The organism is Alicyclobacillus hesperidum subsp. aegles, assembly GCF_027923525.1.
GTDB lineage: Bacteria > Bacillota > Bacilli > Alicyclobacillales > Alicyclobacillaceae > Alicyclobacillus > Alicyclobacillus aegles.
Genome location: NZ_BSBJ01000006.1, coordinates 65,216 through 86,677, shown reverse-complemented (window position 1 = coordinate 86,677; position 21,462 = coordinate 65,216). Strand labels below are relative to the sequence as shown.

Below are 21,462 nucleotides of genomic sequence, written 5' to 3'. Positions count from 1 at the left end.
CCAATCACCTTCGTTCTTGATTCGTGTGTCTGCGTCGAACTTTGTTCCACGTCATGAACTGCTTCATTTCGGCAACCATCATCTGATTGTCCACAAGGTACGCATACTCCATCGTAGCTTTGAGCTGTGGTGCACGGCTTATGACGTCCGCAATCCGCAGTTGCATAGGGGCGAATTCGGCTGCCGCAATAATCGCCGTCGTATCTCCGTGCATTCCGGCATGTGCAATGCCGAGCAAGCGGCCAAACACGTAAATATCACCGGTCGCCTGGACATGCCCACTTGGATTGACATCGCCAATAATCACAACATCTCCGTCGAACATAAGAGGTTGGCCGGACCGCACGAGACCATGGTAAATATGTTGCGCTCGTGCTGAGGTTTTACGTTGGAACATCGACTGTCGCGCATCTGTCCCCCCGCCCCATGCTTTGATCAAGAAGTTGTCGCGCGCTTGAAATTGACCAAGAATGCGCCATGCCTCTTCGTGTGTCAACGCTCGCTTGCCGTAGTCGACAACCACTTCGATCACAGGGCCATCAAAGATGCTGGCCGTTTCGCCGAAAAGTAGGGAATGCAGATATTCGCATAGATGATCCATGTCCGCTTGCTCATCTAGTAGAAAAAGAAGTCCGTCGCGGGTACCTTTGACCGTGACGGGAGGCTTCACATCGGATAGCGTTTCACTGTTGACAATCAACGACAATTCCCTCCAGGGTGGGCACTCGCCCAACAGGCACTATTCGCGTTCAGGTATCGATTTTCCTTCATGTGCAAAGAAACAGTTGGGCGAGCGATTCCCCAGAAAGGTAAACTCAACTTGCATCCACACTGCCGCGGGCATCATAACGGCCGCTGCGACGATCGCGGAGCAACTTGACGTAGGCAGGATATAGCAGGAGGACGAGTATACCGTTGACAATCATCGTCTGCAAGGACTCAGATAATGCGTAATGTGCCGGATCGGCCGTCATTTGGAACAAGCGCATGAGGCCGTAAGTCACCCATGTATGCAAAAATGTCAGTGCCACTGTGGTGAAAAATGTGACTGCCAAGTTCCGCTGTAAAAATTGGCTAAAAACCGCGGCCGCAAAATACGCGACAATGCCGAACGCAAACGCATTAAGACCAATAAACGAACCATAACAAATGTCGTCGACAAGGCCAATGAGAATCGCCATCACGACTGCCGTGTTCGAGCCGCGCATCAAAGCGACGAGAACAAGAATGACCAGCACAAAGTCGGGATGAATCGCATTCATCGGTGGAATTTGAAAGAGTGTGGCTTCCAAAATCAAGCCCAGCCACAACGTGATAAACGTAATGGCCCATCTCATGGTGTAGCACTTCCCGATTGTCGCACGACAAACACGTCCTGAAGGTAGTCCATTTGTGCGGCCGGTTCGACGATTGCCGACTTCACCGTGTTGTGGGCGCCGTATTGAACCTTTGTAATCGTGCCGATGACGAGACCTCGTGGAAATACGTTGCTTAGCCCGGAGGTGATGACCTCGTCCCCGATCAATTGAGAGGCTGGCATTTGCACAATTTGACCAAGGAAATCGAGCGCCAATTCTCCTGCACTTGCACCAGATCCCGTGACCACAGCAAAGGGTTGAGCTTTTGCCGCCTCCACTAAAGCAGCGACGCCATCCCCAACCTGTGTATCCGTAATGAGGATGACCTTCGCACTGTGCGTAGCAACCGTGTCTACACGACCAACCAAGCTGCCATCAGGAGCGACCACGGCCATATTCGGCTGAACGCCATCGGCCGTGCCAACATTAATGGTCAATTGCGAATTCCACTCCGACGGCTCACGCCCTACCACCGCTGCCGGGATTTCATGCAACGTATTTTTTGTTCGATTATAAAAGTTGAGCATGGTTGCAAGCCGCTGGTTTTCCGCTTCGGCATCGCTCAACTCGGCGCGCAACGCCTGGTACTTCTGCATCTCATGCTTCAACTGGGCATTCTCCTCGTACATGCTACGCATGTCGCCCAAACCAGCAAAAAATCCGGTAATCTTACTGACGGGTCGATAAATCCACCCAGCCACCGTATTTTCTACATCCATGACAACGCGCTCAGGGAAGCTGGCCCGACGCCCACTCTGCGCCAGCGTCAGACCCGCGATGACCATTAGTACAATGACGCTCCCAAGGAGCAAAAACAGCCTGCGGCTGGTAAGGTAACGGGACACCCGAATCCCTCTTCCCCTCGAATCTTAGCCTCTGCCCTGCGCCTTTCGCAAAGCCACCGTGCGCTTGCGGTAAACATCGTAATTATCCAAGGCCTTGCCCGTTCCGATCGCGACGCAATCGAGCGGCTCTTCCGCCACCAAGACAGGCATCCCCGTTTCCCTGGCGAGCCGTTTATCGAGATTGCGCAACAATGCGCCACCGCCTGTCAACACGATGCCCCGATCCATAATGTCTGCAGCCAGTTCCGGAGGCGATTTTTCAAGCGTTACCTTGACAGCCTCCACAATGCTTCCGACTGTATCGGACAGGGCCTCGCTGATTTCCCGCGAAGAAACCGTAAAGTTTCGCGGCAAACCGGTGAGCAAATCGCGTCCACGAATATCGAGCGTGCGCTCGACCTCCAGATCTTCTGCAGCACCAATTTGGATTTTTAACTCTTCTGCCGTCCGTTCGCCAATCATTAAATTATATGTCTTCTTGACATACTGAATGATTGCCTCGTCCATTTCGTCGCCAGCGACGCGAATGGATCTCGCCGTGACGATTCCGCCGAGCGAGATGATGGCGACTTCTGTCGTTCCGCCACCGATGTCGACAACCATGGAACCGGTTGGCTCCCCCACTGGCAACCCAGCGCCAATGGCGGCCGCCATGGGTTCTTCAATGACCTGTGCATCCTTGGCCCCAGCTTCCAATGCAGCATCTTCAACGGCACGCCGTTCGACGGCAGTAATACCCGACGGAACGCTGATCATCACCCTTGGGCGACCGGACCAATTCGACTTTGCTTTCATCGCTTGGCGAATGAAGTGGCGAAGCATCGTCGATGTCGTTTGAAAGTCTGCGATCACGCCGTCCTTCATGGGCCTTACCGCAACAATGTTGCCAGGTGTTCGCCCAATCATCTGCTTGGCCTCTGCACCAACGGCTTCGATGGCTCCGGTGTCGGTACGCATAGCGACGACAGACGGTTCGCGAACGACGATGCCCCTCCCTTTGACGTACACCAGCGTGTTCGCTGTCCCTAAGTCGACACCCATATCGCGAACGGAAAACATTCCTGGTCAAAACTCCTCTCATCCTGATCCGAATAGTCATCCGTGATCCAAATAGCCTGCTGCACGAAGGCTGACATACCTGCCATCCCCGATGACAATATGATCCAAAACGTCAATCCCCAGCAACCTTCCCGCTTCAACCAACCGCTTTGTCACCGCAATGTCCTCTGGGCTCGGCGACGGATCTCCACTCGGATGGTTGTGCACGCATAAAATTCCCGAGGCGCTGCACCGCACCGCACGCCGGAATATTTCCCGAGGGTGCACAATCGAGGCGTCGAGACTGCCGATGGACGACGTATCTTCCGCCAAAACGCGGTGCCGCGTGTCCAATAGGAGCGTAACAAAATGTTCCTTTTTAAGATACCGCATCCTGTCCATAACATACTTGGCCGCATCGTCCGCCGTCCGAATTTGTCTCTTCTCCGTCGCTGGCTTACGCGCAATTCTGCGCCCTAGCTCAACGGCTGCCGCAATTTGCACAGCTTTCGCGCGGCCGATTCCAGGAATTTGTAACAATTCCGCCACTTCGATATCCGCAAGCGCATCAAGCCCGCCCAAATGGTCCACTACCGACTGTGCGATGGCATAGACGTTTTGCCTGCCGTTACCTGATTGCATAATGCAGGCCAGTAATTCGTCAATTCGCAAAGCAGATGCGCCCAAACGCAGCAAACGTTCCCGCGGACCATCTTCCAATTGATAAGCCCGCACCGCAGTTTCTCCGTCCATCGTAGGAACCACCCCTTCAAACTACTCACGCATAGAGTACGAAGGAAAGGTAGTCCATACAAATCCCATCCATTAAACATATGTACTGTCGCGGACGGAATCACGAAAATTATTTCGCTCTGCGGGCCAACAGCAAACCAACGACAAGTCCAACAAGGGTTCCCCAGTTGATCGCAAATTGCAGGTTCATCGAGAAACGTACAACTGAGAGATCAAACCCGGGGTGCCATGAAACCTTTGTCTGCGAATTGAGAATGGGAATATCTGAGGAAAGGAGATGGTCTGCCAACGTCCCAACCACTGTAGTCACTGCAACCAGGCCGAGCGTATTCCAACCTCGTTTTTGCACAACTTCACCCTCAGCCTGGCTATCGCCGAGTCGTTCCAATTCCTCGTAACTTGGCGAACCGTGTCGGTATTATTGTGACCATGTTCCCATCTGTTCGTCAATGCTTGACCCCGGAATTTACATATTCAATCCACCGAAACTCATAAAATCGTCGAATCCTTGGATCGCATCGTGCATGGCAGCGGCGCGATCGCGATGTGCGAATGCGCCATTCGCAGCCACCAGTGCTTTATACAGTGCATGTAGTTGGGGCTCCACACCCGTCTTCGCCAACCTGCTATCCCCCGGATATAAGGCGAGTGCCGTGTGTAGCGCCGTGGCTGCATCGGCTTCGCGCCCGCCGTCCGACAGCCATGCGGTCAAGCTGCGTAGTGCGCTGCCCGAGGCAGAGAGCCATTGCTCCGTGCGGTTGAGAGTGGGCTTGTCTACCGTCCCTAAGACAGGGACCATCTTGGCTGGCAACTGTACATCCTGAACCTGCACATGACTTGAACCCAGCCCCGCGCTTCGGACAAAAGAATGAGCACCTGTCTTCGTCAAGGCGAGTGCATAGACTTGTTTGCCATTGATGGATACGGACTTCTCACTTCCTGTCTGTTTGGTGCCGTTTCCCTCGACGAGAACAAACTGCAACCCTGGCAATTCCATCGCTACACGCGTTTGAGGCGATGTGGATTGCACTTTAGCCACCGCTGGCGTTGGTGGAACCGAAAGATCTGCATCAGCAGCTTGTCCTGCCGCCAGAAGGGGAACTTGGTGGAATAGGATCATGACGATGCACCCCAAAGCCATGCCAATGGACAATCCGCCCCGAAGTCCAGACCACAGCCGCTTTTCGCCTGCTGGAAACAGCATGTCCTTACACACTTCTAGAAGCCGACGCCAATGCTTAGACCGCTCTCTTGCCTGCTGTTCGCGTTGAGCATTTGCAATACGCTCCCGCATAACGCGCAGCGTGATCGGCGCGGTGGATGACTTCTCAATGGTTAACACGCGTGGAGGTTGATCTTCCGCAACCGTGTCAGACGCGCTCTGCGATGTATGCCAACTGCGCTCGCCGACGCGCACTAAAATCGAAGACGACGACGGCCTGGTTGATGTGTAGCTACGATGAAAGCGCGTATCGTTCAACGTCCACCGCCTCCTTGGGACTGGCGAGTTTCTCTCAACCAGTCTATGAGCGGCGGATCATTGATATGCGAAATGCGCACTCAAAACAGGCGAAGCCGAATCGTCATTCGCATCTACAGACGATATGACCGGCCGCGCGGTTCAATTCAATTGTTGGAAGTCTATGATCAATCCTGGTTTCAAAATAGGATGAAGCTACTAAACAAAAGAGGGCGCCATCGCGCCCTCTTTTCACCTAACCCTTTACCCTATCGCCTGCGTGGTCACTGTAGGACGTAGATGGTGATGGTGCGAGCACCCCACGCATCCGCCTGTGCATTACTAGCCATGCAAATATCGATGTGGTCACCGATAATTGCACTGCCCGTATCTGCCGCGACCACCGTGCCAATGCCAGGAATATAGACGCGACTGCCAAGTGGAATGACACTTGGATCGACCGCAATCACTCCTGGTTGAGCTGGCACCCCCGTGGCCGTCAAGCCACCTGCTGCATACGCAGTGGCAAGCACGGTCAAACTTCTCCGAATGAGTCCCGGATCCGGATTGGCAGAACGCGTGGCCAACACAGGATGATGCACAAGCTGCATCGTTCCCACCTCGACCACTGCGTCCACGGGATTGCGAACGACGCGCTTTACGACGTGCTGCGAAATCTTATGCCCGTCGCGATAGACGCTTGTTGTCTGTATTTCCAGCAACCCTTTCACACCGTGCGTCACGTATTCCTTGTGCCCCACTACCAAATCGGATGCATTGCGACGTATGGTCTGAAATGGTATTTCCTGCGTCTGCGTCGTCGTCTGTCTGACAATATTGTGGATCTCAACCGTTTCCCCGCTCGTCACACGGTCATTTGTCGTCAGATTCATATGATCCGTCGGCTTAAGTGTGATCCCCTCCGTTTGGAGGAGTTCACCAACCGTATGGGCGAACGTCCATCTGTGTTCAACCTTGCCTTCGTAATCAATCGTGACTGGCTTCGGACTGACGATCTCGACGGTCTCCCCGTTGACAACGGAACTGTCGAGCGCCGGGCGAACGCGATCGCGATCGCTTACGTGGACATCGTGTTTTTGTAAAAATTCGGCGATGGTGCCTGTGCCAAATCCACGCAATGTCCTGCGCTGCCCGTTGTCTTTCACCGTGATGGTTTTATAGGTGCTTGCGACCGCGGTTCCGGCACCGCCAAGAACAACAACAGCCGCTGCGACCGCTGCCAACACGGCCTTCGACTTAGGTAGACGCACTCCCTCACCTCTTTCCGTATCTTACGAGAGAAAGAAGGCGAATAGGGGATCAGGCTGGGCTCAGTATAGCCATACCACCAATCAATTGCAAACCACCTTTTGTCAACCTTCGTTTCCTCGCAGATGTTGGAGATATTTTATAAAGAATCGTATGACACTTACTGGCGAACGATGTCGGGCAAATGCAGGGATGCTTAAAAGATTCCGACAAAAAACGAAACAGCCGCTCCACTTAAGTAGAGCGACTGTCTCGCGAGCCCCGTTTATACCAAAGCGCGTTGCTGAGCAAATGGTGCATCTTCCGCCAAGCGTTTTGCTACCTTCCAGATATCCCCTGCCCCCATCGTCAGAACCAGATCCCCGGGCTGAATATGCTGTTGCAAGTAACTGACGATATCGTCCTGAGAACCGATATAACTCGTGTTTGGATTACTTTGAAGCACAATTTCCCGAGCGAGAGCCGATGCAGTCACACCCTCGATCTGCCTTTCTCCTGCGGGCGAGTAAATCTCTGAAATAATAACTTCGTCGGCCTCCGCGAACGACTTGGCGAACGCGTCAAACAAAAAGTAGGTTCGTGTATACCGCTGCGGTTGAAACACCGCAATAATGCGACGGCCAGTCGCCTTAGCGGCGGCTATGGTCGCCCGAATTTCCGTAGGATGATGGGCATAATCATCGATGATAAGAACGTCGTTTTTCTCCGAAATCACTTGAAAACGGCGTTTTGCACCATGAAATTCGACCAGTGCAACAGCAATTTGTTCAAACGTCAAGGACGCTTCCAGTCCCACGACAATCGCAGCCAACGCATTGGCCACATTATGACGTCCTGGCAGCGACAGCAACAAACGTCCTACAAACTCGCCGTGGACGTAGACGTCAGAAGCTGACGAACGGTCGAAGAGCTGGACGTTGCGCGCTTGCACGTCGGCATCTTCCGCAAAGCCATACGTAATGACGCGCGACTTCGCAAACTTGCGCAATTCACGCAAATGTTCATCATCCGCTGACAACACGGCAAGACCGTCTTCGGGAATTTGACTGATAAACGTCTGGTAAGCCCGCTTCAGGTTTTCAAAGTCACCACCGTAGTGCTCCAAGTGATCCGCTTCAACGTTCGTGACGACGGCGATGGCAGGCCGGTAGTGTAAAAACGACCCATCCGATTCATCAGCTTCAGCCACGACGAAACGACCACCACCAGCCTTGGCGTTATCACCCATATTGGAGACCACGCCACCCACGACAAACGTGGGGTCCAAATGACTACGCTCCATGACATACGCGATCATTGATGTCGTGGTCGTCTTACCGTGTGCTCCGGTCACCGCCACACCCACGCGATCCGCCATCAAACGAGCCAGCATCTCGCTGCGATGAATCACAGGTATATTGCGCGCCTTAGCTTCCTGTATCTCAACATTGTCCGCCTGAACCGCGGTACTGTGAACGACGATATCGGCACCTTCGACCTGCTCTCGGGCATGGCCGTAGTAGACTTGCGCCCCCCGGGCAGCTAACTTATCTGTCAACTCTTGCCGCGACACGTCAGAGCCAGATACTTTATAGCCCAAATCGAGCATGACGCGGGCAATCGCACTCATTCCATAGCCACCAATACCAACAAAATGCACGTGTTCCGAACCGCGCACGCGCCTCACCGTCCTCACATCCAATAGTCCAACCCGAGCGTGGTTATAGTCTTCCTCGCCGTTTCCGCCATATGCAAATTTCCCCAAATCGCAACAGGCAAGGAATCGCTTTGAAGCGCCATTCGCACAGCCGCATCGACATCCGGCTCGACGGTCACCTTCAGTTCAGGGCGCAGCCTTCTCATCTCCTCGGCGATGACCTGCGGCTCTGCGCCACGTGGATGGTTGGGTTTGCAGACAATGACTTCCGCTGCAAGCGGAAGTACGTGCGGCAACATCTGTCGAAAATCTTTGTCTGCAAAGACGCCCACAACCATTTTCCAACCGCGTAAAGCCAAAGATCGATCGAACTTGACTAGGCTTTTGGCAAGCTGCAAGGCCGCATCCGGGTTATGCGCGCCGTCGATGACAACTGGCCGCTCGCCATCGCGAAACACCTCGAAACGCAAGGGCCAACGGACTGACGCAAGCGAAGCCAGCGTCCTATGCCAATTCGCCTGTGAGGTGGGGCCTTCCCCCAACTCGTACATCGCCAAGGCGACTCCGGCATTCGCAGCCTGATGTTCCCCAAAAAGGCCCAGCTTGACACCGAATGCATCTCGGAACAGCCCCCGATAAGTTCCGATTTGCCCTGAACCGTGCGTACCCGTGGCCGCGAACACCGCATCGCAGCCGATCCGAATGAGGGGCGCTCTTTGGCTTTTGGCCACCCTCTCTATGACACGGTACGCGTCTTCGACCGCAGCGGTCACCACCGGTATGCCCGGCTTAATAATGCCCGCCTTGTCACTCGCAATATCGACGATGGTTGGGCCAAGGATCTCCACGTGATCATATGTGACATTCGTGATGGCCGTGACCACGGGATGGACAACATTTGTTGCATCGTAGCGACCACCAAGTCCCGTTTCCCAGACGACCGCATCGACGCCCGCGTCGCGAAAGTAAAGTAAAGAAATGATGGTCAGGACTTCAAATTCCGTCAATGGATCCTTCATCTGCGTTTCTGTGACAGATCGGACCCGTGTCGCATATTCAGCAAAGGCCTCTTCGGAAATTGGCTCGCCGTCGATAGACATACGGCCGTTGAAACCACCAAGGCCGGGCGAAGTATAAAGGCCCGTCCGCCGTCCTGATGCCACCAAAAGATTGGCCAACATCTGGCATACTGAACCTTTGCCATTTGTACCTGCCACGTGATAGAAACGCAGATTTCGCTCTGGATTGCCCAAATTCGACAACGCATGTCGGACCCGCTCCAGCCCCGGCTTGATGCCGAAACGGCGGAGCGAGCCAATCCACGCGTAGGCTTCTGCCATATTCAAAAGCACAAACCTCTTTTCAATGGCCCTTATTCGGCTAACGATGTGATTCGATCGCGAACAGCGACTAACTTTGCAGCATAATCCGCCAACTTTTCACGCTCTGCCGCCACGACCTCAGCGGGAGCTTTCGCAATGAACCCTGCGTTGGCCAGCTTTTTCTCAAGGCGTTCTACTTCACCTACGAGACGCTTCTCCTCTTTGCGCAACCGTTCGCGTTCCGCATCCATGTCAATGAGACCAACGAGTGGGATATGGATTCGCGCCCCAGTGACCACTTGTGTAGCAGACTGCACAGGGGCTGTGCCTCCCACCGTAATGACAAGATCATCTGCATGGCAAAAGCGTTGGATCATGTCGCGAACTTGCTCAAATAGCGCCTTATCTCCGTCTGTGTCACACTCGATTCGCATCGAAACGGACTTGCTCGGCGCCAATTGCAACTCGGCGCGGACATTGCGCACCGCACGAATCGCATCCATCACCAAGCTCATTTTGCGCACCGCATTCGCATTTTCCCAATTTGTGCTTGGCTCCGGCCACTGCGCGGCGACCAATGCACCAGACGTCTTCGGCAACGCCTGCCAAATTTCCTCTGTCACAAATGGGATATAAGGGTGTAAGAGCGTCAACAATTGCGTCAAAACGGTGTACAAAACGTTTTGCACACTGCGTTTGCGCTGCTCATCTTCACCGTAAAGGCCAATTTTCGCGAATTCGATATACCAGTCGCAAAAGTCGTCCCACGCAAAGTCGTACATAGCGCGGGCAGCCTCGCCGAAATCGTACACATTCAGATGCTCACTGACTGCCGCGATCGTAGCCTGCAGGCGATCTAGAATCCATTGATCCGCCAAATCCAACTCCTCAACGCGCAAAGCCTGCGGAGCAAAGTCGTCGCCGAGGTTCATGAGTACGAATCGCGACGCATTCCAAACTTTGTTGATAAAGTTACGCGCCCCCTCGACCTTCTCCCAGACGAAACGTTGATCATTGCCAGGCGATGTATTGGTCGCGAGAGTGAAGCGCAAGGCATCCGCGCCATATTTTTCGATCACGTCCATCGGATCGACACCGTTACCTTTGCTTTTGGACATCTTCTGGCCTTTGGCATCGCGCACCAAACCGTGCAACACGACGTTTTGAAACGGCATAGTACCCGTGAAGTGCACACCCATAAAGACCATGCGAGCGACCCAGAAGAACAGGATGTCATAGCCAGTAACGAGCGTGCTGGTCGGATAGAAACGCTCGAGGTCGGCCGTGTTGTCTGGCCACCCCATCGTCGAAAACGGCCATAATGCCGAAGAAAACCACGTATCGAGCACATCCTCGTCCTGACGCACACGCGTGGATTGACACGTCGAACAGCATGTCACATCGTCGCGCGACACCGTAATAGCCCCGCACTCATCGCAGTACCATGCCGGAATGCGATGCCCCCACCAAAGTTGGCGCGAGATACACCAGTCCCGGACATTCTCCAACCACTGCTCAAAAATGCGCCCAAAACGTCCCGGCACGAACGTCAGCTCTCCGGCACGAGCCCGCTCCAACGCAGGTTGTGCAAGAGCCTCCATCTTGACAAACCATTGGTCGGACAGAAACGGCTCGACAACGGTTCCGCAACGTTCACAATGGCCCACGGCGTGATCGTGCTCTTCGCGTTCGACGAGAAACCCTTGTTCCGCTAAGGCATTCGCAACGGCCAATCGCGCCTCTTCACGCGTCAATCCCGCAAATGCGCCGGCCAGATCTGTGAGCTTGCCATCGCTGTTGATACATTGCAACATCGGTAATCCGTGCCGCGCCCCGACTTCGAAGTCGTTCGGATCGTGTGCTGGCGTGATTTTCAAACACCCCGTACCGAATTCGGGATCGACATATTCGTCCGCAATGACAGGAATGGTTCGTTCCGAAAGTGGCAACCGCAATTCTTTGCCGATGTACGCCTGATAACGCTCGTCCGCAGGGTGAACGGCGACTGCGACATCGGCGAACATGGTCTCCGGGCGCGTCGTGGCAATCGTCAGTGCGCCGCTGCCGTCTACGAGTGGATAGCGCACATGGAACAACGTACCCTTTTCCTCTTCATGTTCGACCTCAATGTCGGACAAAGCTGTCGAACAGCGCGGACACCAGTTAATGATACGGTTTCCACGGTAAATTAGCCCTTCCTCGTACAGCGTAACGAATACCTCGCGCACCGCTTTGGACAGTCCAGGATCCATCGTGAACCGTTCGCGCGACCAGTCGCACGAGGCACCTAAGGCTCGAATCTGCTGTGTAATGGTTCCGCCGTATTCTTGTTTCCACGCCCAGACGCGCTCGACAAAACGCTCGCGACCGAGATCATGGCGCGTCTTTCCTTCCTCCTGCTTGAGCGACTGTTCAACGCGCGCCTGCGTGGCAATGCCTGCGTGATCGGTCCCCGGTACCCAGAGCGTAGAATAGCCGGAAAGGCGCCTATACCGAATTGCAATATCCTGCAAGGTCGAATCGAGCGCGTGCCCTAGATGCAAAACACCCGTCACATTCGGCGGCGGCATGACGATGGAATACGCACCCTTGCCAATATCCGCTCGGGGCTGAAAATAGCCGCCGTTCTCCCACATCGCATAGATGCGCTTTTCGACCGACCGCGGATCGTAAACGGTCGATAGCGATTTCGAAGGTGTACTCATCTGCAGACTCCTCCTCCAATGAAAAAGCCCTACCGTCCTTCAGGACGGAGGGCTCCGCGATACCACCTGAATTCCCTGCAGGCAAACATCAAGCCAGAGGGCTCTCAACCATCGCTAACGGGATGATCCGGAATCGGCTCCAGGACGACCTTCAGACGGCCGGAAGGGGCGCGGTTTCAGCTCATGCCCGCCCTCTCTGAACAACCGGTGACGCCTTACTCCTTCCCTTCACTGCCGCTCTCATATCAAAAGTTTCGTCTGTATCGTACGAAAATCCGGTCAAAGTTGTCAAGATTTTGGCCGCTTGCCACGACCTCGCCGCTTCTTCACGCGGTGCACACGCACGCGTGGGGGCTCGTCCTGTTCGCGTTCCTGCGCCCGCTTCAGAGCCCGTTCTGCTTCGGCTTTTGCGCGACGGCGATCCGACATTTCCGTGCTCCAAGCATACACAAACGCGAACAAGACGCCAATCGCAAGGATGATCACGTTTTGCACGATCAAACTCGTCGTCTCATGATGTTTGACGATGTACAACGTGTCAGAGCGTCCCAACGTCAATTGAAAAATGACATCGATGAGATAGCTCACGATGGCAACCGCGACGGCATTTAAGCGGCGCCTCACCTTGGCTCGCTGCACGACGACGAGCACCGCCACAAACATGCCCAATTCGCCACTGGCAACGAACGAGTAGCGACCCTTTGAAACGTAGAATGCAATGCATTCCAAGATGGCGATAGCGGCTACTAACAAGGCATCGAAGCGCCAGTACCAGCCGCGCCAAATGCCTTTTTGCATATCAACTGCATGCGTCGTATCCAAGAAAGAACCTCCAAACTGCTGACGGCGAATCTTCGATTCTTTTATCTTATCAAATCAGACAACCGCTTGACAGGACAAATACATCCTTCACCTGTGCGCATATACATGTAAGGGCTGTCGAGTTAGGAGGGTTGGCAACATGGGCTTTTTTAACGGTCTGCTTCGGTTCGTCAAACTGATCTTGGCGCTCGCCATCTTCCTCCTGTTTCTGCGCGCCATCCTTTGGCCGAGTGCACTCGATCTTCTGATCCTTATGATGCTGTTCATCGTCTTCGTGGCGATGTTCATCGGCGGGCCGTAGCTGTTCACATGCGCGATACACAAACGGGAACCGCGTCGGTATCGGCACGATTCCCGCAAGTGTGTTGCGATGAGGTAGATCAACCAACCATCTTAAAACGAGACGATTTTCGGCAGCGTAAAGGGCTGACTTGGCACCGCGAGCGCCATCCCCGGCACCACAGGACCGTCCAACCACGGGTTCGCCCGCTGTAGCTCGCTCGGCAAGCAGCCACATCGATCCGCCACCGCCTCCAATGTTTCATCTTCCATGACGATGACATAGCGCAAAGTGTAGCGGCTCTCAGGTCCGTTAAAATCGACGAACGACCAAAGGCTGTGATCGCCAATGGAAACGAGCGTCTTTTCACTGCGCTCCAAGGTAGCACCGTCTGCGGTCTCGGCAACATCGCCCGCCGTGTCAACGTCGATATCGGATGGAACCGCAGCAGAAATCGTGACCTTGGGTGCCACGGTAGTTTCCTCCGCCATTTCCGAGCGTGCCACTTCCACGGGCAAGGAAAGGGAAGGCGGCGCGTCCTGAACCACGGTCTGCTCGAGGTCAACCTGGTGTTCAAACTCAAACGAGGCAACAGGTTCCGCGCGGTTGTCGCCAGTCTGTACAGGTGCGATCGGTTCTACAACCGACGGTTCGCTCACGGCTTCCACTGGTTGAACAAAGAACCGATCCAACTCGCTCAATTGCTTACGAGCCGTCTCTTCCCCACGGCTGGTAAACTCCGTTTCGCTAGACGCATCTGCCCAACCGTGGCCAGCGCGAGCAGCAGAGACGTCTTCGACGGCTTGCTCACGAATAAACCGTTCGTCGTTCGTATCGTCGTCTGCCGGAGCTTGTCGAAAGTCACCTGCTTCCACTAACGCTTGAGGCTCCACATCGCCGAGGGGCACGTTCTCCTCGTCGGCCGAACGCGACTCGCCCCATACGGCCGGATCAGCATTGACAGCATGCGCAGGCTCTGCAAACGTCGCTTCCGCTGTTTCAGCATCTGTAGATGCCGACGCAAACGAGTCAGGCGAATCGCCCGCGCCTTCCATCCCGACATCTTTAGCGGCCTCTTCCACCGTGTCGGCCTCAATAGACACCGCATCGTCGAGTACAGCATCACGAACTGCCTCTACTGCCTCGCTGGCCACTTCCAGTTCTTCGCCTTCGCGATCGCGCTGCCCTAGTTCGCCAATTTCCTGTCCACCGCAGCGAAAATGATAGCCTTGTTCGCCGGACAGCCCGTGGATTTCCAACTGCCCGCTCGCATGCAGCCAATGATCCGCAGCCACGGTCAGCGCGAATCCGCTCAAGCGGCTTTTAACGTTGACAAGGCCGGGTGTCTGCGCAGCGATTGGCACTCGCAAGACAAACGGAAGGCGCTGGTGAACATGTACGATCCCAGCGGCATCCCCGGCACCAGAAGCGGCCTCTTTTCGCACGTAGCCAGCAAAGACAACAGCACCTTCGAGTTGGTACATATCATGATCCCGATCAAACGCCACCACTTCTGTGGCGACCGTGGCATCTTCGACCGTATCCCCGGCTGTGACCGCCTCCACATACACTTCTTGGTCGACCGGGAGGCGAATGAGCGGTTCACGCCCTCCTTCAGACATTCAAGCCCCTCCTCAAACGGCAAGATTCCACCACCAATGTATGTACTCGTCTAGCGACATATGTCGAACTCAGAGAGACATCCCTTGGTTTGCCCTGCCGTTTGCGAGGGGCTTTGCACACATTTTCCCGATTAACCCTGCGCGAGCGATGCCATCACGCGCTCCATCGCCGCAATGGTCTGTTCGATCTCGCTTTCACCATGGACGCATGACATAAATCCCGATTCCAACTGCGCAGGTGCAAATGCCACACCCTCCGCAAGCATCCCGTGAAAAAAGCGTGCGTATAGCGACTGATTGGACGCGCTAGCGGTGGCAAAATCGACCACTGGCCCTTCATGAAAGAATAAACCGAACATACCACCAATGGCGTCACCCGTGGTAGGAATGCCGTACTTTCTACCGAGATCGCAGAACGTATCGACAAGGCGCTTGCCATACGCCTCCATCTGCTCGTAAATGCCCCGCTTTGCAGCCTCCTCGAGCATGCGTAACGAGGTAAGGCCAGCCGCCATCGCAAGCGGATTGCCGGAGAGTGTACCACCTTGATAAACTGGGCCTTCCGGAGCAATCATCTGCATCAAGTCACGACGGCCACCATAGGCACCAACCGGCAACCCTGCGCCAATCACTTTGCCAAACGTCGTCAGGTCGGCCTTCACGCCAAACCGCTCCTGCGCCCCGCCAAGGCCGAGACGAAAGCCCGTGATAACCTCGTCGAAAATGAGCAAAGCGCCATGCTCGTTCGTGATGTTCCGAACAGCTTCCAGATAACCTGGGCGCGGACGCACACAACCCATGTTCCCCGCCACCGGTTCGACGATCACGGCGGCGATTTCAGATCCCCGTTCCGCAAACAAGGCACGCAAGGCAACTTCGTCGTTATATGGCACCGTCAGCGTCCGTTCGGCCGTCGATTGGGGCACGCCAGGCGAGTCCGGCAATCCCAGAGCCGCGACACCGGAACCAGCCTTGACGAGGAACGAATCCGCGTGTCCATGGTAACAACCAACAAATTTGACGATATATTGTCGACCCGTAGCGGCGCGGGCGAGCCGGATGGCACTCATCGTCGCTTCTGTGCCACTGTTGACCATGCGCACTTTCTCGACAGATGGTACGAAGCGGCAAATGGTTTCCGCCATCTCCGTCTCCAACTCGGTTGGCACGCCGAAACTCGTTCCCTTCGTCGCCGTCTCCGTAACCGCCTGCACGATGTCAGGATGAGCATGCCCCCAGATGAGTGGCCCCCAGGACATCAAGTAATCGATATAACGGTTGCCATCGATATCGTACAAATATGGCCCTTCGCCGCGCGCGGCAAAGTACGGTGTTCCGCCGACGGCGCGAAAAGCTCGCACCGGTGAATTCACACCGCCCACGAGTACCTGTTGCGCCTTTGCATACGCTGCTTTTGACGCTTGGCCTGTCATCGTCCAGCCTCCCTCAACCCCGCTCCTCACGCAGCCATTGCAACACATCCGGCGCGTGATACGTCAAAATGATATCGGCTCCAGCCCGCTTAAAAGACGTCATCATCTCCAAGACGATTGCGCGCTCGTCGATCCAGCCGTTTACCGCGGCGGCCTTGACCATGCTGTACTCTGCACTCACGTTGTACGTGGCAATAGGCAGCGCGAAAGTTTCGCGCAGGCGAGCTGTGACATCGAGGTACGACAGGGCTGGTTTGACCATCAACATGTCTGCGCCTTCCGCAATATCAGCCTGTGCCTCGCGCAATGCCTCGCGCGCATTGGCAGGGTCCATTTGATACGTCTTGCGATCGCCAAAAGCGGGCGCTGAATCGGCGGCCTCGCGGAAGGGACCATAGAAGGCAGAGGCGTATTTGACTGCATAGGACAGGATTGGCACGTCCTCGTAACCCGCGTCATCCAGCGTCTCGCGGATGCGTGCGACGCGTCCGTCCATCATGTCGGACGGAGCGACGACATCCGCGCCGGCCGCCGCGTGCGACAGAGCCGTTTTCGCAATCAGGTCGAGCGACGGGTCGTTGACGATTTTCCCGTCGTGAACGACCCCGCAATGGCCGAGCGGATTATATTCGCAAAGACAGACGTCCGTCATGACAATCAAATCTGGGTTTTCTGCCTTTGCAGCGCGGATCGCCTCCTGAACGACACCACGTTCCGCGTACGCGGAAGACGACAACTCGTCTTTGGCCAGGGGAATGCCGAACAGAATGATCGACTTTAACCCCAGCTCTGACAGACGAACAATCTCCCGACGAAACGCATCTAAGCCGAACCGATCGATGCCAGGCATGGACGTGATGGGGGATCGGTCCGCAAGTCCCTCTTCGACGAACATCGGATAGACGAGATCGTCGGCGTGTACGCGATGCTCTCGCACCAAATCGCGAAGCCAAGCCGTGCGTCGCAATCTGCGATGCCGCTGAAACGTTGCCATAATTATCACTCCTAGTCCTGTATAGACAATGCACTTTCGATCGCGACCAACATATCAGCGCGCGTTGGGCGCTTTGGGATCGCAGCCACGACGATGTCCTGCTCGACGAGCCTGTCCAAGGTTGTATGGCCAAAAGGAACAACTCGTACGCCGGGCTGCTTCGCCCAAAGGCGTAGCGGTTCGAACGAGCACAACACGTCGACCGCCGAAGGTGAAAATAGAGTCAACACGGCTTGCCCATGTTGAAGAAACACTTTGGGATCGACGACTGCTGGAACCGTATCGTAGACGACCCACTCCATGACCTGATGACCGTATTGGCGCAGTAGTTCTGGCAGTTCTCGCCTGGCCTGCCGGCCGCGGACAAAGACGAAGCGACGGGGGGAGTGCTGGTATTGCGCAGCAACACGGACAGCGAGTGAACGCCCGTCGCGTACATCGGGAAACGTCTTGACGAAAAGGTCCAGACTGCGAAAAGCCTCGGCCGTTGCCTCGCCGACGCAGTAACAGATGGGCGGGCGGATCGCACGCAAATCAAGTCCTGCCTGAGCAATGGCTCGGGCCGCGGCTGCCGATGTGCATAGCCAAGCATCGACCCGAACAAACGCCACATCTGTCGAGGGGAGTAAAGAAACCGTCTCTATGAGAGGCACGTGCAAGCATCTGTGCCCCCGCATAGCCAACTCCCGTACCAACGCTTTGCCACTCGCCCCCGACTGCGTCACAAAGACGACTTTATCGTGCATCCGTTTTGCCTTCTTCAAGCGCCATTTGGATCCACCGATCCGCCCCTCGCGCCAAAAGCTCCTCCGCCAACTTTACGCCCACTGCTTGTGGATCGCGGCCGTCCGCCTCCAGCCTCAACAATTCGCTTCCCGCTGGATGCGCGACAAGCCCTGTTAAACGGATAACCTGGTCAAGGCCTTCGCCACTCACGGTGGCGTAGCCAGCTATGGGCACTTGGCAGCTTCCTTGTAAGCGCCGCAAAAAAGCCCGCTCCGCCGCAACCGCCGTGACGGTCAGCGGATGCGACCAGCGATTGAGCATATTGACCAGCGTTTCGTCGTCCTCGCGACACTCGACGGCCAGAACGCCTTGTCCAACGGCCGGAACACAGACGTCGACAGACAGGTACTCGTGAATCCGTTGCTGCCAACCCATCCGATGCAGTCCAGCCGCCGCCAGAACCACCGCATCAAAATCACCTTGTTCGGCGCGTCGCAAGCGCGTGTCGATGTTCCCGCGCAAAGGCTCGATCCGCAAATCTGGCCGCGCGCGCCGCAATTGTGCCATGCGGCGCAGACTCGAGGTCCCCACACGCGCCCCGTTCGGGAGTTCAGCAAGCGAACATCCCGCCCTTGATACCACCACGTCGCGCGCATCTTCGCGCATCGGTATCCCGGCGATCACAAGCCCTGCGGCCAGCTCGTACGGAACGTCCTTCATGCTATGTACAGCGAGATCGGCCTGCCCCAGGCGAAGCGCTTCCTCAATTTCCGAAACGAATAACCCTTTGCCACCGATTTTCGAAAGGGTGACATCAAGAATGCGATCTCCTTTGGTGCGAATGGGCACCAACTCAAATGTCCAGTCTTCGCGCAACGCGCGGAGTTCGTTCACTACCCACTGCGTTTGCGTCATCGCCAATTGGCTTGTCCTTGTTGCTACGCGCACTGTCCGCATTGGCTATCGCCTCCCCGCCTTCTCACGCGACGCCAGCAGGCGTCCGGCCGCTAACCAGAAACAAATTGAATAGGAGCGCCACAAAACAGGCCACCTGATAAAACATGAGCCGCCGATCCGCCGCTCGCCGCACGATGCGCAGCCCCAAGTAGATGGCATACATCGCCCAGCAGACGGCTGTCGCGATGAACTTCGGCCACAACAAGAGCCACCTGTGCAACACCAAGTCACCCCAGAAACTCCCCGTCGCCATCGCTAAGAGCATCAACGCACAGCCCACAGCACTCGCAAACAGGGCCCATGTGTCAAGTGTGGCAAGCGAAGGAAGTTGCAAAAACCAGCGATCGAATCGATGCTGACGCAAGTGCCGTTCCTGAACCAAATGCATCAAGGCGAACGCAAATGCAAATGCGAAGGCCGCCTCACCCAAGGTCGCAAGCGCGATGTGTACAATCAATAAATTGACAGCTGGCAACCAGTGCTCCCGTGCATCCGCCTGCAGCCCCCCTGCAAATAGGGCCAGTCCAAAACTGACCACATTCGCGAAAAAGACCACCACACCAATGCGGAAACGGGCATCCACCACCAGCGTCACCGTAAGCATGAGCCACGATACGAGCAAGGCCAAATCCGACTTCGAATAGTCGATCACGCTTGGCAACCGCGACAAGCGCAAAAACAACAGAGTTGTCATGGCCACAAACGCGGTAAAGAGCATTGCCACCGCCGTCCGATTGCGCACTCGGCTCGGATGTACGACGTCCGAGAACAGTAGCGAAAGGCTCAATGCATAGGCGACGATCGCGACATCAAAGCAAACGCTGGGCCACCCCACGAGGCATCACCGCAACACGGGGTGAAGATTGGGTTGTCCTTGGTGCGAAACCTCGCCCAACACGCGGGATAGCACATCCATCAAACGCACCGCACGAGACTCCGCCGCCTCGTCGTCTGTCTTTACCGGATCGATCCCGAACAATTGCGCAAACATCGAAGCATAAGCGAGATCGCCAGAAGCAATGGACAACTCTTTCACGTTTTGAATCGGTTCGCGCAACAATTGATTGACGATACTCATCGTGTGCTTATGAATGATTTTTTGATCGCGCTCACTCAAATGCGGAAGTTTGCGCACCAAACTCTCCATGACGTCGCGTTGGATGGCTTCCCCTTTTTGCCGCAGCGCGACAATCAGAGGCACGACCTCTTGTTCCGTCAACCAATCCGAGAATGCGCGCACACCCGCCGCAACCATGTCTTCAACAAGCGCGGCCTGGCGCGCGCGCTCCTGTACATTCGCGTCGATCACTCCGTTTAAGTCGTCCACGTCGTACAGGTAGACGTTCGGCAACGCGGCACAGGCCGGATCGATATCGCGGGGCACTGCAATGTCCAGCAATACAAGTGGACGACCGCGTCGCCCAACGAGTGCCTGGCGAACGAAAGCGGCCTTTACCGTGTGGCCGGGTCGCCCGGTTGCCGACACGACGATATCCGCATCCTTGAGCGCAGCTTCAACGCCATCGAGCGACAGCGCCTGTGCGCCAATCTCCGACGCGATCGCGCTGGCCTTGGCGAGCGTGCGATTGGCCAGCAACACGCGCTTAACGCCCTGCGCCGACAAATGCTTCGCCGCCAGGGCGCCCATCTGGCCTGCGCCGATGACAAGTGCAACCTTTCCTTCTAAACCGCCCACAATTTTGGATGCTAGTTGGACAGCTGCATAGCTGACCGAGACCGGATGTTGTCCAACAGTTGTCTCGGTTTGTGCCCGTTTGCCAACGTGCAAGACTTCGCGAAACATGCGGTTGAACATCGCGCCCGTGTTGCCCGCCTCAAATGCAGTCTGGAACGCCTCGCGCATCTGGCCAAGGATCTGCGTCTCGCCAACGACAATCGAATCCAGTCCACAAGCGACACGCATGGCATGCGCCACCGCCGCTTCCCCTTGCTTAAGGTACATATGCTCTGACAAATCCTGCTTAGGTACCCCCGACGTGTTGGCCAGCAACGTCAGAATGAAATCGTGAGCCGCATGCGTGCTATTGACGAGTGCATAAACCTCAGTACGGTTGCATGTCGAAAGCACGACACTCTCCAGCACTGTTCGCGATCCGCCGAGCTGCGTCAATACGTGACTGTGGGCATCGCCACTTAAGCTCACGCGCTCACGCAGATCGACGGGCGCAGAATGATGACTCATACCAACCACGATGATATGCACACGTAACACCTCCCACCGT

General features: G+C 55.6%; 20 protein-coding genes. 1 reads left to right on the top strand and 19 read right to left on the bottom strand.

The genetic code is table 11. The features are described 5' to 3' along the window. Nucleotides 1–4 precede the first annotated feature (4 nt). The 12 genes from QMF38_RS04900 to QMF38_RS04850 all read right to left on the bottom strand — a co-directional run bounded on the left by QMF38_RS04900 (nucleotide 5) and on the right by QMF38_RS04850 (nucleotide 13,207). Nucleotides 5–700, bottom strand: a complete 696-nt coding sequence (locus QMF38_RS04900) for a septum site-determining protein MinC (RefSeq protein ID WP_058094550.1) — start codon at nucleotides 698–700, stop codon at nucleotides 5–7. Nucleotides 701–815: 115 nt separating this feature from the next. Further along, a complete protein-coding gene (gene mreD / locus QMF38_RS04895; protein ID WP_058094551.1) occupies nucleotides 816–1,337 on the bottom strand; it encodes a rod shape-determining protein MreD in 522 nt (173 codons plus the stop codon). Beyond that, a complete protein-coding gene (mreC, locus tag QMF38_RS04890; RefSeq protein ID WP_058094552.1) occupies nucleotides 1,334–2,203 on the bottom strand; it encodes a rod shape-determining protein MreC in 870 nt (289 codons plus the stop codon). Before mreC ends, mreD begins: the two co-directional genes overlap by 4 nt. 24 nt (nucleotides 2,204–2,227) lie before the next feature. Beyond that, complete coding sequence (locus tag QMF38_RS04885; RefSeq protein ID WP_058094553.1) at nucleotides 2,228–3,262, bottom strand: rod shape-determining protein; 1,035 nt, start codon at nucleotides 3,260–3,262, stop codon at nucleotides 2,228–2,230. A 36-nt stretch (nucleotides 3,263–3,298) separates the two neighbouring features. Then, complete coding sequence (radC, locus tag QMF38_RS04880) at nucleotides 3,299–3,994, bottom strand: RadC family protein (protein ID WP_040289254.1); 696 nt, start codon at nucleotides 3,992–3,994, stop codon at nucleotides 3,299–3,301. Nucleotides 3,995–4,103: 109 nt separating this feature from the next. Further along, a complete protein-coding gene (locus QMF38_RS14790) occupies nucleotides 4,104–4,295 on the bottom strand; it encodes a DUF4321 domain-containing protein (RefSeq protein WP_390854083.1) in 192 nt (63 codons plus the stop codon). A 165-nt stretch (nucleotides 4,296–4,460) separates the two neighbouring features. Then, nucleotides 4,461–5,474, bottom strand: coding sequence for a hypothetical protein (locus QMF38_RS04875; protein WP_058094555.1), 1,014 nt, complete (start codon nucleotides 5,472–5,474; stop codon nucleotides 4,461–4,463). 263 nt (nucleotides 5,475–5,737) lie between these two features. Continuing rightward, complete coding sequence (locus QMF38_RS04870) at nucleotides 5,738–6,724, bottom strand: 3D domain-containing protein (RefSeq protein WP_058094556.1); 987 nt, start codon at nucleotides 6,722–6,724, stop codon at nucleotides 5,738–5,740. A 263-nt stretch (nucleotides 6,725–6,987) separates the two neighbouring features. After that, nucleotides 6,988–8,379 carry a UDP-N-acetylmuramate--L-alanine ligase gene (gene murC / locus QMF38_RS04865; protein ID WP_083496072.1) on the bottom strand — a complete coding sequence of 464 codons (1,392 nt, stop codon included), beginning with the start codon at nucleotides 8,377–8,379 and terminating at the stop codon, nucleotides 6,988–6,990. A gap of 14 nt (nucleotides 8,380–8,393) precedes the next feature. Continuing rightward, nucleotides 8,394–9,698, bottom strand: a complete 1,305-nt coding sequence (locus QMF38_RS04860) for a bifunctional folylpolyglutamate synthase/dihydrofolate synthase (protein ID WP_058094647.1) — start codon at nucleotides 9,696–9,698, stop codon at nucleotides 8,394–8,396. Between the two features lie 32 nt (nucleotides 9,699–9,730). Then, complete coding sequence (locus QMF38_RS04855; protein WP_058094557.1) at nucleotides 9,731–12,385, bottom strand: valine--tRNA ligase; 2,655 nt, start codon at nucleotides 12,383–12,385, stop codon at nucleotides 9,731–9,733. Between the two features lie 288 nt (nucleotides 12,386–12,673). Next, nucleotides 12,674–13,207 (bottom strand): hypothetical protein, encoded by a 534-nt coding sequence (locus QMF38_RS04850; RefSeq protein WP_198146643.1) that lies wholly within the window; start codon nucleotides 13,205–13,207, stop codon nucleotides 12,674–12,676. Between the two features lie 139 nt (nucleotides 13,208–13,346). Here QMF38_RS04850 and QMF38_RS04845 point away from each other — a divergent pair, with 139 nt between their 5' ends. After that, nucleotides 13,347–13,508 carry a hypothetical protein gene (locus QMF38_RS04845; RefSeq protein WP_166669028.1) on the top strand — a complete coding sequence of 54 codons (162 nt, stop codon included), beginning with the start codon at nucleotides 13,347–13,349 and terminating at the stop codon, nucleotides 13,506–13,508. Nucleotides 13,509–13,600: 92 nt separating this feature from the next. Here the strand turns inward: QMF38_RS04845 and QMF38_RS04840 are convergent, their stop codons facing one another. From QMF38_RS04840 to hemA, 7 genes are all read right to left on the bottom strand, one after another. Continuing rightward, a complete protein-coding gene (locus QMF38_RS04840; protein WP_058094558.1) occupies nucleotides 13,601–15,109 on the bottom strand; it encodes a hypothetical protein in 1,509 nt (502 codons plus the stop codon). 131 nt (nucleotides 15,110–15,240) lie between these two features. After that, nucleotides 15,241–16,542, bottom strand: a complete 1,302-nt coding sequence (gene hemL / locus QMF38_RS04835) for a glutamate-1-semialdehyde 2,1-aminomutase (protein ID WP_058094559.1) — start codon at nucleotides 16,540–16,542, stop codon at nucleotides 15,241–15,243. Between the two features lie 13 nt (nucleotides 16,543–16,555). After that, nucleotides 16,556–17,536, bottom strand: coding sequence for a porphobilinogen synthase (gene hemB / locus QMF38_RS04830; protein ID WP_058094560.1), 981 nt, complete (start codon nucleotides 17,534–17,536; stop codon nucleotides 16,556–16,558). 11 nt (nucleotides 17,537–17,547) lie between these two features. Further along, a complete protein-coding gene (locus QMF38_RS04825) occupies nucleotides 17,548–18,282 on the bottom strand; it encodes a uroporphyrinogen-III synthase (protein ID WP_058094561.1) in 735 nt (244 codons plus the stop codon). Continuing rightward, entirely contained in the window at nucleotides 18,272–19,219 is a 948-nt protein-coding gene (hemC, locus tag QMF38_RS04820; RefSeq protein WP_058094562.1) for a hydroxymethylbilane synthase, read from the bottom strand. Before hemC ends, QMF38_RS04825 begins: the two co-directional genes overlap by 11 nt. A 22-nt stretch (nucleotides 19,220–19,241) precedes the next feature. After that, on the bottom strand, nucleotides 19,242–20,054 hold the full coding sequence (gene ccsA / locus QMF38_RS04815) for a cytochrome c biogenesis protein CcsA (RefSeq protein ID WP_232302232.1): 813 nt from the start codon (nucleotides 20,052–20,054) through the stop codon (nucleotides 19,242–19,244). A gap of 6 nt (nucleotides 20,055–20,060) precedes the next feature. After that, nucleotides 20,061–21,443, bottom strand: coding sequence for a glutamyl-tRNA reductase (gene hemA / locus QMF38_RS04810; RefSeq protein WP_232302233.1), 1,383 nt, complete (start codon nucleotides 21,441–21,443; stop codon nucleotides 20,061–20,063). Nucleotides 21,444–21,462 lie beyond the last annotated feature (19 nt).

What these genes read in the sequence shown, in the direction of transcription:
- radC (WP_040289254.1), bottom strand. Translation starts at nt 3,994, where the DNA reads ATGGACGGAGAAACTGCGGTGCGGGCTTATCAATTGGAAGATGGTCCG.
- QMF38_RS04845 (WP_166669028.1), top strand. Translation starts at nt 13,347, where the DNA reads ATGGGCTTTTTTAACGGTCTGCTTCGGTTCGTCAAACTGATCTTGGCG.
- QMF38_RS04860 (WP_058094647.1), bottom strand. Translation starts at nt 9,698, where the DNA reads ATGGCAGAAGCCTACGCGTGGATTGGCTCGCTCCGCCGTTTCGGCATC.
- hemC (WP_058094562.1), bottom strand. Translation starts at nt 19,219, where the DNA reads ATGCGGACAGTGCGCGTAGCAACAAGGACAAGCCAATTGGCGATGACG.
- QMF38_RS04825 (WP_058094561.1), bottom strand. Translation starts at nt 18,282, where the DNA reads ATGCACGATAAAGTCGTCTTTGTGACGCAGTCGGGGGCGAGTGGCAAA.
- hemL (WP_058094559.1), bottom strand. Translation starts at nt 16,542, where the DNA reads ATGACAGGCCAAGCGTCAAAAGCAGCGTATGCAAAGGCGCAACAGGTA.
- hemB (WP_058094560.1), bottom strand. Translation starts at nt 17,536, where the DNA reads ATGGCAACGTTTCAGCGGCATCGCAGATTGCGACGCACGGCTTGGCTT.
- QMF38_RS04885 (WP_058094553.1), bottom strand. Translation starts at nt 3,262, where the DNA reads ATGTTTTCCGTTCGCGATATGGGTGTCGACTTAGGGACAGCGAACACG.
- QMF38_RS04840 (WP_058094558.1), bottom strand. Translation starts at nt 15,109, where the DNA reads ATGTCTGAAGGAGGGCGTGAACCGCTCATTCGCCTCCCGGTCGACCAA.
- mreD (WP_058094551.1), bottom strand. Translation starts at nt 1,337, where the DNA reads ATGAGATGGGCCATTACGTTTATCACGTTGTGGCTGGGCTTGATTTTG.
- QMF38_RS04855 (WP_058094557.1), bottom strand. Translation starts at nt 12,385, where the DNA reads ATGAGTACACCTTCGAAATCGCTATCGACCGTTTACGATCCGCGGTCG.